Source organism: Synechococcus sp. H55.8 (genome assembly GCF_047462375.1).
GTDB lineage: Bacteria > Cyanobacteriota > Cyanobacteriia > Thermostichales > Thermostichaceae > Thermostichus.
In genome coordinates, this window is the sequence record NZ_JANSJC010000008.1 from 19,342 (window position 1) to 33,265 (window position 13,924).

At 62.3% G+C, this 13,924-nt stretch carries 10 protein-coding genes; 5 read left to right on the plus strand and 5 right to left on the minus strand.

What is annotated here, in order from left to right:
• Positions 1-28: 28 nt before the first annotated feature.
• The 3 genes from NW862_RS05175 to NW862_RS05185 form a co-directional block, all read right to left on the minus strand.
• Positions 29-622, minus strand: coding sequence for a hypothetical protein (locus tag NW862_RS05175; RefSeq protein WP_414334709.1), 594 nt, complete (start codon positions 620-622; stop codon positions 29-31).
• A gap of 304 nt (positions 623-926) precedes the next feature.
• Entirely contained in the window at positions 927-1,949 is a 1,023-nt protein-coding gene (gene thiL, locus NW862_RS05180; protein ID WP_414367966.1) for a thiamine-phosphate kinase, read from the minus strand.
• Between the two features lie 82 nt (positions 1,950-2,031).
• Entirely contained in the window at positions 2,032-2,682 is a 651-nt protein-coding gene (locus tag NW862_RS05185) for a class I SAM-dependent methyltransferase (RefSeq protein WP_414334308.1), read from the minus strand.
• 118 nt (positions 2,683-2,800) lie between these two features.
• On the opposite strand from NW862_RS05185, the gene NW862_RS05190 reads away from it, so the two are divergent.
• Positions 2,801-3,016: a hypothetical protein gene (locus tag NW862_RS05190; protein ID WP_414334306.1), complete on the plus strand. Its 216-nt coding sequence runs from the start codon at positions 2,801-2,803 to the stop codon at positions 3,014-3,016.
• Positions 3,017-3,040: 24 nt separating this feature from the next.
• On the opposite strand, the gene NW862_RS05195 is transcribed toward NW862_RS05190, so the two are convergent.
• Positions 3,041-3,895 (minus strand): ABC transporter permease, encoded by an 855-nt coding sequence (locus tag NW862_RS05195; RefSeq protein ID WP_414334304.1) that lies wholly within the window; start codon positions 3,893-3,895, stop codon positions 3,041-3,043.
• 54 nt (positions 3,896-3,949) lie between these two features.
• Positions 3,950-4,966 (minus strand): ATP-binding cassette domain-containing protein, encoded by a 1,017-nt coding sequence (locus tag NW862_RS05200; RefSeq protein WP_414334302.1) that lies wholly within the window; start codon positions 4,964-4,966, stop codon positions 3,950-3,952.
• A gap of 352 nt (positions 4,967-5,318) precedes the next feature.
• On the opposite strand from NW862_RS05200, the gene NW862_RS05205 reads away from it, so the two are divergent.
• The 4 genes from NW862_RS05205 to NW862_RS05220 all read left to right on the plus strand — a co-directional run bounded on the left by NW862_RS05205 (position 5,319) and on the right by NW862_RS05220 (position 13,923).
• A complete protein-coding gene (locus NW862_RS05205) occupies positions 5,319-6,305 on the plus strand; it encodes a hypothetical protein (RefSeq protein ID WP_414334301.1) in 987 nt (328 codons plus the stop codon).
• Positions 6,306-6,596: 291 nt separating this feature from the next.
• Complete coding sequence (gltB, locus tag NW862_RS05210) at positions 6,597-11,204, plus strand: glutamate synthase large subunit (protein WP_414349248.1); 4,608 nt, start codon at positions 6,597-6,599, stop codon at positions 11,202-11,204.
• A 98-nt stretch (positions 11,205-11,302) separates the two neighbouring features.
• A complete protein-coding gene (acsF, locus tag NW862_RS05215; protein ID WP_414334298.1) occupies positions 11,303-12,394 on the plus strand; it encodes a magnesium-protoporphyrin IX monomethyl ester (oxidative) cyclase in 1,092 nt (363 codons plus the stop codon).
• A gap of 47 nt (positions 12,395-12,441) precedes the next feature.
• Positions 12,442-13,923, plus strand: coding sequence for a site-2 protease family protein (locus tag NW862_RS05220; protein ID WP_414367971.1), 1,482 nt, complete (start codon positions 12,442-12,444; stop codon positions 13,921-13,923).
• The last annotated feature ends 1 nt before the right edge of the window (position 13,924 follow it).

Here is a 13,924-nt window from a genome sequence, read left to right on the forward strand (position 1 = left end):
ACCCCTGCCTTGGAACAGGAGCCGAGGGTTACAGGGTGAGCGGCGCTTCCAAGGTCAGATTAAAAGATTGGCCGGGGCGCAGCACCACCACCTGGGGAGCGGTAACATTGCCTACCACTACGCCAGCCGCTGCCCCTCCCAGGACATTGCCCGCCGAGACACCGCCGGTGATGGCTCCCAAAAGGGTGCCTGCGGCTGCCCCAATGGCCGCATCCTGGGCGATGGCCTCAGCCGAATACTGCCGGGGATCTTTCTCGTCGTGAAGAATGTTGGAAACAGCCCGCAGGCTATAGGTGCGACCCCCGAGGACGATGGCAGTGGCAACAAAGCGGGATCCGCCCGGCGCCGGCTCCATCTGCCCGAAGACGCGGCTGCCAGCCGGGATCACCAAACGCCCCTGGTTGTCGAAAATGTTTTGCGTGACGGCCACTTCCAGGGGATAGATGGTGTCTGGATAAAAGTATTGCGGCCCTTCGCTGCTGAGGCTGCCGACGGGAATGATCGTCCCCTGCTCAAGGCGGTAGGTGCCCAATTCAAAAAGCGGCTGGGCCACCACCGGCAAGGGGGCCAGCAGAGGGATCCCTGCCCAACCAATCACAGCGGCTGCTAAGATAGCTTTCATTGCAAATCTCCTAATTCTCCAGAGTTCTGGCGGGTGTCTGTGGCCTTGCGGGGCCAGTTGCCTTCCCTGTGCAGATCTCTCCATAACTTCTAGGTTATCGAATCAAAGTGCCAGCCCCTTTTCCGGGGTGAGTAGCTTTATCTGCAACTTTGGGCAGTTTTGGGCAGCCCGAAAGCCTACTTGTTCAACTTGAATTGAGGCGCACGGCCCTCACCCCCAGCCCCTCTCCCAGAGGCCCAAGCGCTCCGCGCCGCTCACGCGACCACCCCCAGCCCCTCTCCCAGAGGGAGAGGGGGGATGGGGCTCAAAAGTGCTGGAAGGCGTGCTGGCGGCTGAGGGGTTGTCCGTCACTCAACCACACCGTTCCCTGCGGATCCCAGCCGGTTACTTCCCCAATCCAGGTCGCCCCCGGCAACTGTTCCAGAAGGCGCTGGGCCAGCGCGGGCTCGGCGCTGAGCAACAGCTCAAAATCTTCCCCGCCGTAGAGCGCCCACTCCAGGGCTTGGCCCGGAAAAACATGTTGCAAAGCCGCCGAAATCGGGATCCGCTCCGCCTCGATCCGCGCCTCCACCCCACTGGTCTGGCACACCTGCACCAGAGCATCTGCCAAGCCATCGCTGGTGTCCATGCCGGCCAGGCGCAAAGGATCCGGGATCCCTTCCAAAAGGGGTAATAGATCCAAGCGCGGGCGCGGATATTGGTGCGCCCTGATTAACTGCTCTCGCTCGGCTGCCGCGGCTGAGGATCCCTGTTCGGGATGGAGCAGCAGCTCCAGGCCGGCCCGCGCGTCGCCATGGGGCCCTGTTACGATCAGCCAATCGCCCGGCTGGGCCCGTTTGCGCTCAATAGCCCGCCCCGGCTGTACCGATCCCAGAGCCGTGATCGCCACAAACCGCTGCGGCGACCGACACAGATCCCCCCCTACCAATTCCGCTCCCCAAGGGGCACAACAGGCTTGCATCCCTCGATAGAGCTCCTCCACCCAAGCCACCGGCGTGGATCCCGGCAGGCCCAGGCCCACCAGCAAAGCCAGGGGACGGGATCCCATCGCCGCCAGATCCGAGAGATTGGCCGCCACCGCGCGCCAGCCCACTGCATGGGCCGGGGTGGTCAAGTCGCTGAAGTGAACCCCCTCCACCAAGACATCGGTGGTCACCACCAACTGCCCCTTGGGAGCGGCCAACACTGCCGCGTCATCCCCCACCACCTGGTCAGGGCAGTAGCGCTGTACGATCTGCAACAGCCCTGCCTCGCCAATTGCTGAGATCTCCAGGGGAAAGGGATCGCTGCTTTGCTGAGGAGAGCTGTGAGAAAGACCGGAAAACAAAGGCACCTTTTGCGGACAAACAAAGCGGAAAGAGAGATCTGGATATCAGGATCCAATAGTGCCATGGGCAAGCCGGAGAACTTTATTCTGCCGCTCGCTGTCCAATCAAGGCATAGAAGGGATCCCCGCCTCCTCCTGCCAACAAGCTCAGCCAACCCATGGGGGCAGGCCGCTGGATGGCCTCGACAATCTCGAACCCCGGCACCGACTTAAAATAGCGCTTGACCAGCTCCACCCGCTCTGCTTCCGAGCTGTCCCGCCAAGCCTGAATCGCCTTCTGGAAAAACATGCGGTTGGAGAAGCTGACAATGAAAAGGCCCTGGGGCTTGAGGATGCGGTGCACCTCGGCAAACACCTCTTCCGGCTGCTGCAGGTATTGCACCGAAACCGTATTCAGCACCGCATCGAAGGATTGATCTGGGAAGGGCAGAATTGGGTTTTGGTTCAAGTTCTGGATGAAGAAGTGATGGAGCCGGGGGTTGGCCGCCAGTTCCTCGGCATTCATCCCATGCCCCTCCACATGGGCAAAATCCATCTCCGGCGGCAGATGAGAAACCCAACTGCTCATCAGATCGAGAATGCGGGTCTGGGGCCGCAAATACCGGCGGTACAGGTCGGTGAGCTGGCCGATAAAGCCGGCATCCACGTGGGTTACAAAGCGGGGATAGTCATAAAAGAAGGCATCGTCGCTGGGATCCAACTTGGAGCGCTGCCAATCTTCAAGAACCGCCATGACAAAAATCCTTTGCAAAGCTTAATCAAAGCTAACACTTTGGAACCCTCAGAAAGGGGGCGGGCGTGATAGCGTAGCAGGGCGACGGTGGCAATTTTGCGAGGGACTTCTTGCCGTGATGTCTGCGTCTTACGCTTCTTCGACAGCTCGCTCCTCTTCTGCCGCTGGCTTTGGCCTGCGCGACTATGTAACCGAGCTGCAGCTCCACATGGCCCTGCAAGCCCGCAGCCTCACCCCGTCTCTGGACGTTTCCCCAGCTCAGGACAGCCCCCAGGCCCTGGTGCAGCAGGCGCAAGCGGAGCTGGAGAAGTCCGTCTCCCGCCAGTGGCTTTGAGGGGCACAGCCTGAGCAGAGGTGCTCAAGCCAAACTCTTGCGCAGCACCCCCTGCACCAGCAGAACCGACACCACCACAAACCCCGTCAATAGGCCCAGGGATCCCGCCAGGGTGAGGTCGCCCCAGGGGGCCTGCAGTACCACATCGGCAAAGCTCCAATGGCTGCTGCGGTAAACATGTCGAATCGGCTCGATGGCAAAGGTGAGCGGGTTGAGGCTGGCCACCCAGCGCAGCCAGGTGGGCATAAAGCTGAGGGGAGCCAAAGCCGTGCTGGAAAAGATCAGTGGCAGATTCACCAAAAAGATAAAGGCCAGCAACTGCTGGTGCCCCGGCATAGCAAAGGCCAGGCCTAAGCTCAGGGCTGTAAAGCCCAAGACCAACAGGCCCACGATCAGGGCCACCACCGCCAAGCCCCGCCCGTCCGGGATCCCGGCTCCGAGGGCATAGTCTGCCCCCACGATCACCGCCGTCTGCAGCAGCGCCAAACTGACGATGAACAGGCTAGAGGCCAGCACAATGGAAAAGCGAGAGGTGAGGGGAGCCACCAACAATCGGTTTAAAAATCCAAATTCCCGGTCGAAAATCACCGGCACGCCGGCATTCAAGGCCCCGCCGAAGGCCGTAAACACGATCACCCCTGCCCCCAAAAACTGGGTGTAGTTTTGTCCGGCCCCGAAAATGCCGGCAGGGGCATTCTGGAACAAGGCCCCGAACAAAATCAACCAGAGCAGCGGCTGGATGATGCCGACCAGCAGGGTTGTGGGGCGACGCTGCAGTTGGATAAACAAGCGGCGGGCGAGGGCAAAGGTCTCCTGCCAAAAGTCGGCTGTAAATAGAGGAATTGGGTTGGATGGGGTTGGGGAAGCAGCAGAGGTCATACCAAGGCTCCTGCAAAGTTTTGAATGAGGTAGGGATCGGGAATCAGGGAAAAACTACTTCTTTTTGCCCAGGTTGGCTTCGGCGGCAGCCAGCTCCGCATCCAGGAGCGTTTGCCCGGTTGCCGCCAAATACACGTCATCCAAGCTGGGACGGGATTGGGTGCTGCTGAAGATCTCCAGCCCGTGGGCCTCGAGCTGGGCGCGGATCTGGCTGAGGGGATCCTCCCCATTGCGCTGCACCACGAGGTTGAGGGCGTTGCCCTGGGCGCTGTTGATCACCACTTTTTGGACAAAGGGCAGGGATCCCAGCAGTTCGGCCCCCCGCTGGGCCAGTTCTGGCGGCGCAAACTCCTGCAGCTTGAGGGTGATGCGCTCGCCGCCGACGCGGGCTTTTAGCTCTTCTGGGGTGCCTTCGGCAATTACCTTGCCGCGGTCGATGATGGCCACCCGGTCGGCCAACAGGTCGACCTCCTCCAGGTAATGGCTGCTGAGCACCACCGTAACGCCGGTGTTTTTAAGTTGGCGCAGAAAGTCCCAGATGGCCAGCCGGCTGGGGATATCCAGGCCCACCGTGGGCTCGTCCAAAACCAGCACCTGCGGCTGGTGCAGCAGTCCTGCCGCCAGATCTAGGCGTTTGCGCAAGCCGCCAGAGTAGGTGCCGATGCGTTGGTCGGCCCGGTCGGCCAGCCCCAGCAATTCCAGGACAGCGGCGATCCGCTCTTGGGCCAAGGGGCGAGGCAGGTGGTAGAGATCGGCCTGCAACTGCAACAATTCTCGCCCCGTCAGCACCTTATCCAAGGCCACCTCCTGGGCAACAAAGCCCAGCTTTTCCCGTACCGCCTTGGGATTTTGGTTGACCGGGATCCCGCACACCTCGATCCGACCTGCGTCAGGGCGCAGCAGGGTGCACAGGCAGTGCAGAGTGGTGGTTTTGCCGGCGCCGTTGGGGCCGAGAAGGCCGTAGATCTGGCCGGGCTCTACTTGGAAGGAGACATCTGCCACGGCCACTGTGGAGCCGTAGCGCTTCTGGAGTTGTTCTACCAAGACTGCAGGGGTATCTGACATGGGCATCCACCTTTCGCTCCTTCTAGGCTATCAAGCCGCTCAGGAGAAAGGGGGGGCGCCCCCTCTCGGCAGCTCTGTAGCCGCCGACTCCCTGGGATGGTGGGATCCAGACCGAGGCTCAGGATATAGTGGTTCAGGCGACGCTGAGGGGCTGCAGGTGGATTTTCGCCGATTTCCCGCTCAGCCCGCTCGCGCCGAACGGTCGCCAATGTCTGTTGTGGGGAGGAGATGAATGTTGAAACCAGAGCTCGCCCGCTGGCCTGCGCATCCCACCTGTGCGGGCCCGACTCCCCCTCTTCAATCTCTCATCCAAAATCTCATCAAACCTAAACTGGGATCTTTTGCAGCTTGGGCGATCTTGGCGCTCGGCCTGGTCGGCTGCGGCGAGGCGACAACTCCGCTTAGCCCGCTGGAAAATGCCTTTTTGCGAGCTGACGACTTTGAAATTACAGGGGGATCCCCGACAGCAGGCGGGGTGGGGCCCTACCTTCAGTTCAACCTGCGGCGGCAGCGGGACAACCAGATCTTGAATCGCCCCTTCAACGTCTATGTGGAAAATGCGGGGCTGGCGGAAGGGCGACCTCCTCTGGTCGATAACCAAAACCGCCCCATCCTTCTCCAACGCTCGGTGGCTTTTTTGGGCAACGGCCTGGACTTGAACAGGGATGGCCAGCCGGATCCGCCTCCCAGAGAACCTCCCAGCCTCGACAGTAGCCCGCTGCTGCCCTATGCGCCGCCCAACAACTGGCAAAGCCGCGCCGTCCTCGCCTACGTCCCCCGCCAGGCCAACATCCCCGGACGGGGCCCCGGCGACCGCTTTGGCCTCTACTTCTCCTCCATCCTGCCCTACAGGGGGCAACTTCGCTTCCGCGCCCGCGACGAGCTGGGCAACGCTCCCGCCCGCATCTTTGAGGTTACTTATCCCCCGGCACCCAGCCGGGCCAACGTCACCGTCACCTTGGCCAACGTTAGCGCCAGCGCCCAAGAACCGGTGCTCATCGCCATCTGTAACCAGTTGGGGGCTGCTGCCGTGGTGGGCCTGCGGAGCGGCACCTTTACCGAGCTGGTGGATCTTTTGCCGGCCCCCAGCTTGCCGGTGGATCCCAGCTTGAGCGAGCCCATCCGCTACGTGGCCGAAGCCTATCAGTTCAACCGCGAGCGAGCCGTTATCCGCGTCTCCCAGAATGCTGCGGATCCCAGCCGCATGAGCGTTCCCCTCTTGGGATCCGAGGGCACAACCGGCAGGGCAGACTTGACGATGGTGAACTCCACCGCTGATCGGCTCACCTGCTTTAACGACCGGCTCTCCGATCTGCGCAATACATTTTCTGACTTCTTCAGATAACAATTAAGCCACAGCTTTCCACCTGCCGGTTTGCAGCAAGCGGAGCCAGTAAAAGCTGGAATGTACGGCCTGGCTTTCCCAGATCGTCCAAAGTCTGCTGAAGAAGCTAGCCGAAAAAACTCGAAAAATCTGTTCATGGCAAGCTTTTTTGGCTTTCCTGGCTTATTCGATTGCCCTATTGGCAAAATCTAGCCCTGACTTGGGCCTAACCCCTTTTCCTGTCGGATTGGATTGCGATATGCTGGTTTTCCAACTCTAAAATGTGATCGACTCCGAGCTGTTTTTCTGCCCATGAATCCCCATCGCTCCCAGGCTTCGGTTCCTATCCTGCAGGAAAACTGGCACTTTCAAGAGCGGGATGCCTGCGGCGTTGGGTTCCTGGTGGATCGCCAGGGGAGGGCCAGCCACGAGCTGCTGCAAAAAACCCTCCAAGCTCTCACCTGCATGGAGCACCGGGGCGGCTGCGGCGGGGACAGCCAAAGCGGCGATGGAGCCGGCATTACCACGGCCATTCCCTGGGCGCTGCTGCAGGCAGAGAGGGAGGAGATCCGAGCTTGGGATCCCCGCCGCAGTGCTGTGGGCATGGTGTTCTTGCCCCCGGATCCCGCCGAGTGCCAAGCAGTGCGGCAGCTCATCGACGACTACTTGGCCACCACGGAGTGGGGACGGCCCCTCTGGCGCCGGGTGCCGGTCAATCCGGAGTGCCTGGGGCCAATGGCGCGACAAACCCTGCCTTCTATCTGGCAAATGCTCCTCACCCATCCCAGGCTGGAGGGGGATGAGCTGGAGCGACAGCTCTATTTGCTGCGGCGGCGCCTGCGGCGGCAGGTGGAAAGCCGATTCGGCTTTTACTCCATCTATTTTGCTTCCCTCTCCTGCCGGCTCATCGTCTACAAAGGCATGGTGCAGTCAGCCGTGTTGGGCCAGTTTTACCGCGATCTGCACAACCCCCTCTACACCACCGCCTACGCCACCTACCACCGCCGCTTCAGCACCAACACCCTGCCCCGCTGGTCGCTGGCCCAGCCCTTCCGCTACCTCTGCCACAACGGCGAGATCAACACCTACCTGGGCAATGTCAACTGGATGGCTGCCCGCGAGCCCTCTTTGGCCCATCCCCTCTGGGGCGAGGCCATCGAAGAGCTCAAACCCGTCATCGATCCCGGCACCAGCGACTCGGCAGGCTTGGATGCGGTCTTCGAGCTCTTGATCGCGTCGGGCTACTCCAGTCAGCAGGCGATGATGGCGCTGATCCCGGAAGCCTACCGCCACCAGCCGGAGCTGCAAGATCACCCGGAAGTGGTGGACTTCTACGAGTTTTTCGCCGGCCTGCAGGAAGCGTGGGACGGGCCGGCGATGGTGGTCTTCTGCGACGGCAAAACCATTGGCGCCACTCTAGATCGCAATGGCCTGCGCCCGGCCCGCTACGCCCTCAGCCGCGATGGGTTGCTGGTGGTGGCTTCAGAAGCCGGGGTGGTTCCCCTGCCGGAAGCCGAGATCCTAGAAAAGGGGCGGCTGGGACCAGGGCAGATGCTGACGGTGGATCTGCAAAGTGGCCGGCTCTACAAAAACTGGGAGATCAAAGCTCGGGTGGCGGCCCAACACCCTTATGGGGAATGGCTCAAGACCTGCCGCGTCCAGCTGGCCAGCCAAGACTTTGAGGTTGCCCCGCAGCTTGCGGAGGAGCAGTTGCTGCAGGTTCAAACCGCCTGCGGCTACTCCTCGGAAGATGTGGAGATGATCATCGAGGAGATGGCGGCCACAGGCAAGGAGCCGGTTTTCAGCATGGGGGACGACGCGCCGCTGGCGGTGTTCTCCACCCAGCCCCACCCCCTTTACGACTACTTCAAGCAGCGCTTTGCCCAGGTCACCAACCCGGCCATCGATCCCCTGCGGGAAAGCTTGGTGATGTCTTTGGAGGTGTACCTGGGATCCAAAGGCAACCTGCTGGAGATCCGTCCGGAGCATGCTCGCCTGCTGCACCTACGCAGCCCGGTGCTCAACGAGGCGGAGCTGGCTGCCCTGCAGCGGACGCCTTTCTCTTGCCGGACGCTGCCCATCCTCTACCCGGTAGCCGCTGGGCCAGAAGGGCTGGCCGCTCAGGTGCGGGCCCTGTGCCAAGAGGCGGCGCAGGCGGTGCGGGAGGGGGCCGAGATCTTGATCCTTTCGGATCGCGGTCTCAGTGCTGAGCAAGCCTTGATCCCGCCCCTGCTGGCCGTGGGTGCTGTCCACCATCACCTCATCCAGGAGGGGCTGCGCCTACGCGCTTCTCTGGTGGTGGAGACCGCCCAATGCTGGAGTACCCACCACTTTGCCTGCCTGATCGGCTATGGGGCCAGCGCCGTCTGCCCCTACCTGGCCTACGAGGCGGTGCGGCAGTGGTGGCACAAGCCCAAGACGCAAACCCAAATGGCCGCCGGCAAGCTGCCCCAGCTCTCTCTGGCCGAAGCCCAACTGAAGTACCGCACGGCCATCGAGGCGGGCTTGCTCAAGATCCTCTCCAAGATGGGCATTTCTCTGCTCTCCAGCTACCACGGGGCGCAGATCTTCGAGGCCATCGGCCTCAGCCAAGAGGTGATCGAGCTGGCCTTCCGCGGCACGGTGTCGCGGGTCGGGGGGATGACGCTGGCAGATCTGGCCCGCGAGGGCATGGCCAACCACTGCCGCGCCTTCCCCGAGCTGAGCGCGAAAAAATTGGAGAACTTTGGCTTTATCCAAGCGCGGCCCAAGGGGGAGTACCACATCAACAGCCCGGAGATGGCCAAGCTGCTGCACAAGGCCATCGCCTCAGGACAGCCCGACCACTACGAGATCTACCGGGCCCATCTGCGCCACCGCCCCCCCACAGCCCTGCGGGATCTGCTGGACTTTCGCAGCGACCGGGATCCCATTCCCCTAGAAGAGGTAGAGCCGGCCACCGAGATCTTCAAGCGCTTTGCCACGGGGGGAATGTCGCTAGGGGCCCTCAGCCGCGAGGCCCACGAGACCCTAGCCATTGCCATGAACCGCATTGGCGGCAAGTCCAACTCCGGCGAAGGTGGAGAAGATCCGGAGCGCTACATCCCCATCACCGATGTGACGCCGGAGGGCACCTCGGCGCGCTTCCCCCACCTGAAGGGCCTGCGCATGGGGGACAACGCCAGCTCGGCAGTGAAGCAGGTGGCTTCGGGCCGCTTTGGCGTGACGCCAGAGTACCTGCTCAACGCGCGGCAAATCGAGATCAAAATTGCCCAGGGAGCCAAGCCGGGCGAGGGCGGACAACTGCCGGGCAAAAAGGTCAGCCCCTACATTGCCAAGCTGCGCCGCTCCAAGCCGGGGGTGACCTTGATCTCGCCGCCGCCCCACCACGACATCTACTCGATTGAGGATCTGGCCCAGTTGATCTTCGACCTGCACCAGGTCAACCCGCAGGCGCAGGTGTCGGTGAAGCTGGTGGCGGAGGTGGGCATCGGCACCGTGGCGGCGGGGGTGGCCAAGGCCAATGCCGACATCATCCAGATCTCCGGCCACGAGGGAGGCACAGGGGCTTCTCCTTTGAGCTCGATCAAACACGCGGGGGCGCCCTGGGAGCTGGGCCTGGTGGAAGTGCATCACGCCCTTTTGGAAAACGGACTGCGGCAGCGGGTGATTCTGCGGGTGGACGGCGGCATTCGCACCGGCTGGGAAGTGGTGATGGCGGCCATGCTGGGGGCGGAAGAGTTTGGCTTCGGGACAGTGGCCATGATTGCCGAGGGGTGCATCATGGCGCGGGTCTGCCACACCAACAACTGCCCGGTGGGGGTGACCAGCCAGAAAGAGGAGCTGCGCAAGCGCTTCCCCGGCACTCCTGACCAGGTAGTAACTTTCTTTACCTTTGTGGCCGAGGAGGTGCGCCAAGTCCTAGCCCAACTGGGCTACCGCTCCTTGGAGGAGGTGATCGGCCGGGTGGATCTGCTCTGCCCCCGTACCGACGCGGCTCTGGAGAAAACCCAGTCCCTCAACTTGGACTATCTGCTGCGGACTCCCCCCGGCTTCGCTCCCCACCAGCGGCCCGAGTGGATAGACCATGAGCTGGTGCATGGCAACGGCCCGGTGCTGGACGAGGCAATCCTGGCGCGGCCCGAGGTGCAAAAGGCCATCGAGACCTGCGACACAGCTACAGTGGAGCTCCCCATCGCCAACACGGATCGCTGCGTGGGCGGACGCATTGCCGGCACCCTGGCCCGGCTGTATGGGGATACCGGCTTTGCCCGACAAGGGGGGCTACTGGATCTGCGCTTTGTGGGCAGCGCCGGCCAGAGCTTTGGGGCCTTTACCTTGGCGGGCATGCGCCTGACCCTGACGGGGGAAGCCAACGACTACGTGGGTAAGAGCATGTGTGGCGGTGAAATTGTCATTCTGGCTCCCCCAGAAGCTCCGCGGGATCCAGCAGAAAACGTCATCCTAGGCAACACCTGTCTGTACGGGGCCACCGGCGGATCCCTGTTTGCCAACGGCCAGGCGGGAGAGCGCTTTGCCGTGCGCAACTCCGGCGCTCAGGCGGTAATTGAGGGATCCGGCGACCACTGCTGCGAATACATGACCGGCGGCGTGGTGGTAGTGCTGGGGCGGGTGGGCCGCAACCTGGGGGCGGGCATGACCGGCGGCCTGGCCTACGTGCTGGACGAGGAGGGCAATTTCCCCGCCAAGGTCAACGGCGAGATCGTGCGCATCCAGCGGATACAGACGGCGGCGGCGGAAGCGCAACTGAAGGGCCTGATCCAGGAGCACTACCGCCGCACCCATTCCCCCAAAGCCGAGCGCATCCTGCAGAACTGGGAGCGCTACTTGCCCCTGTTTTGGCAGGTGATCCCGCCTTCGGAGGAGGGGAGTGAGCTGACGGATCCGGCGCGATCCCAGCCGGTGGCGGTACAGTCGTAGGGGATCCGGGGCCTGTCGGTAACACTTCTTATCCCCTCGACGGCCAAAGAGGCTGGTAAACTGCGAGTGTATCCTGGCCTTTTCATCCTGTAACCCCTATGAGTTCCACTTTGCAAGCTGCCCAAACCCAGGCGCGAGTGCCCACTGAGACCATCCTGACACCGCGCTTCTACACCACCGACTTCGAGGCCATCGGCAAGATGGGGTTAGGCGATCGAGAGGCCGACTTCCGGGCCATCCTGGAGGAGTTTCGCGCCGACTACAACCGCCACCACTTTGTCCGCGGCGAGGAGTTCAACCAAGATTGGGAAAGCCGTCTCGATCCGGAGGCGCGGCGGCTGTTTGTGGAGTTTTTGGAGCGCTCCTGCACGGCGGAGTTCTCTGGCTTCCTGCTCTACAAGGAGCTATCTCGCAAGCTGAAGGAGACCAACCCGGTTTTGGCTGAGTGCTTTGCCCTGATGAGCCGCGACGAGGCCCGCCACGCCGGCTTCCTCAACCGCGCCATGGGCGACTTTAACTTGGCCTTGGATCTGAGCTTCCTGACCAAGCACAAGTCCTACACCTATTTCGCGCCCCGCTTCATCTTCTACGCCACCTATCTCTCCGAGAAGATCGGCTACTGGCGCTACATCCTTATCTACCGCCACCTCGAAGCTCACCCCGAAGACCGCATCTACCCCATCTTCAACTTCTTCAAGAACTGGTGCCAGGACGAGAACCGCCACGGCGATTTCTTTGCCCTCATGCTCCTGAGCCAGCCGCGGCTGCTCAAGGGATGGGTGGCGGAGCTGTGGTGCCGCTTCTTCCTGCTGTCGGTGTTTGCCACCATGTACCTCAACGACGTGGGCGAGCGCCCGGATTTCTACCGTCTCATCGGTCTGGATCCGCATACCTACGATATGGAGGTGATCTACAAGACCAACCGCGAGGCGGCCAAGGTCTTCCCGGTGGTGCTGGATGTGGAGAACCCGGAGTTTGTGCGCCGGCTGCAGAAGTGCGTGGCCAACAACGCCAAGTTGAGGGAGATTGCCCGCGGATCTGGCCCCTTCAAGGGCCTGCGTAAGCTGCCCCTTTACCTCAACAACGCCTACCAGTTCCTGCGGCTGTTCCTGCTCAAACCGCGCAAAGCTGGCTTTTACTTGTGGGAGCAGCCGGAGCCTCGTTTTGAAGAAGCGCCTGTTTCTGCTTGAGCGGCTCTTGATTCCAGCTCAGTATCGGTAAGCCTCGTAGGTCAGCCATGAACATCGCCGCCGAGATTACGCCCCTCTTTTTGTTGGGAACGCTGGCGTTTTTGGGTTGGGGGTTCTGGCGAGCCCGCCGGCGGGGATCCCTGGCCGTCTGGGTGTGGTTCCAGGGATCCCTGCTCCTTTTGCCGTGGGTGGTCTTCCTGGGGCTGCTGCTGTTTGGGGTTTACCTCAGCTTTGCTGGCTTCCTGCTGCTATTGCTGGTGTTCACGGGGCTCTACATTGCCGTGGGGCGCAAAACCCGCCAGTTGGCCCAGCAGGAGCTGCAGGCGCGGCGGCAGCAGTTGGCCCAGATGGAGGAGCGGCAGGAAATCCCCTCGGAAGGGGCTGGGGAGACGCCTGTCGAGCAACCTTTGGTCTTGCGGGGCATCTCTGCGGAAGATTTGCAGGCGATTCAATCCATCTTCGGTCTGGACACCTTCTTCGTCACCGAGACCATCCCCTATGGGGAGGGGGCGATCTTCAAGGGCAACCTGCGCGGCGAGGCAGAGGTGGTGGTGCCCCTGCTGACAGAAAAGCTGAAGGAACGAGTGGGCGGCCGCTACCAACTGTTTTTGGTGGAGGATGCCTCGGAAAAGCCGGCGGTGGTGGTCTTGCCAGATGAGATTGTCAACTACCGCGCTTCGACAGGGGCACAGATCCTGGCCGCGGGCCTGATGATAGCTAGCTTTCTGGCCACTTTGGAGGTGGGGGCCAACCTGCTGGGCTTCCGGCTGTTGGAGGCGCCGGGGCGCTGGGTGGAGGCCCTGCCGGTGGCGGCGGGGATCTTTGCCATTTTGCTGGTGCACGAGACCGGACACCGCTGGATGGCCGGCAAGTACGGCGTACGCCTCAGCCCAGCTTTTGTTATTCCCAGTTTGGGGATCGGCACGCTGGGATCCCTAAACCGCATCCAGTCGCCGGTGCCCAACCGCAAGGCCCTGTTTGACATTGCCTTTGCCGGCCCGGCGGCGGGGGGTCTCCTTTCCTTGGTGGTGCTGCTGGTTGGCCTGAAGCTCTCCGGCTCCGGTGGCCTATACGTGCCCACGGAGATCTTCCGTAGTTCCATCCTGGTGGGCACGCTGGCGCGGCTGGTGCTGGGATCCCAGTTGCAGGCGGAGCTGGTGCCCATTCACCCCTTCGTGGCCGTGGGCTGGATTGGCCTGGCCATCACCGCCTTGAGCCTTTTGCCGGCAGGGCAGTTGGACGGCGGGCGGATCGTGCAGGCGGTGTACGGGCGCAAGACGGCGGCACGTGCCACAGTGATTACCCTGATTGCCCTGGCGGTGGCGGCCATCAGTAACGTTTTGGCTCTCTACTGGGCGCTGCTGATTCTCTTTATTGCCCGCGAGCCGGAGCGTCCGCCGCAGGATGAGATTACCGAGACCGACGGCCAACGGGATGCCTTGGCGCTGCTGGCCCTCTTTTTGATGGTGATGACCCTGCTGCCCATTGCCCCGGCCTTGGCGGGCTTCCTCAACCTCCCCAACGGCTAAA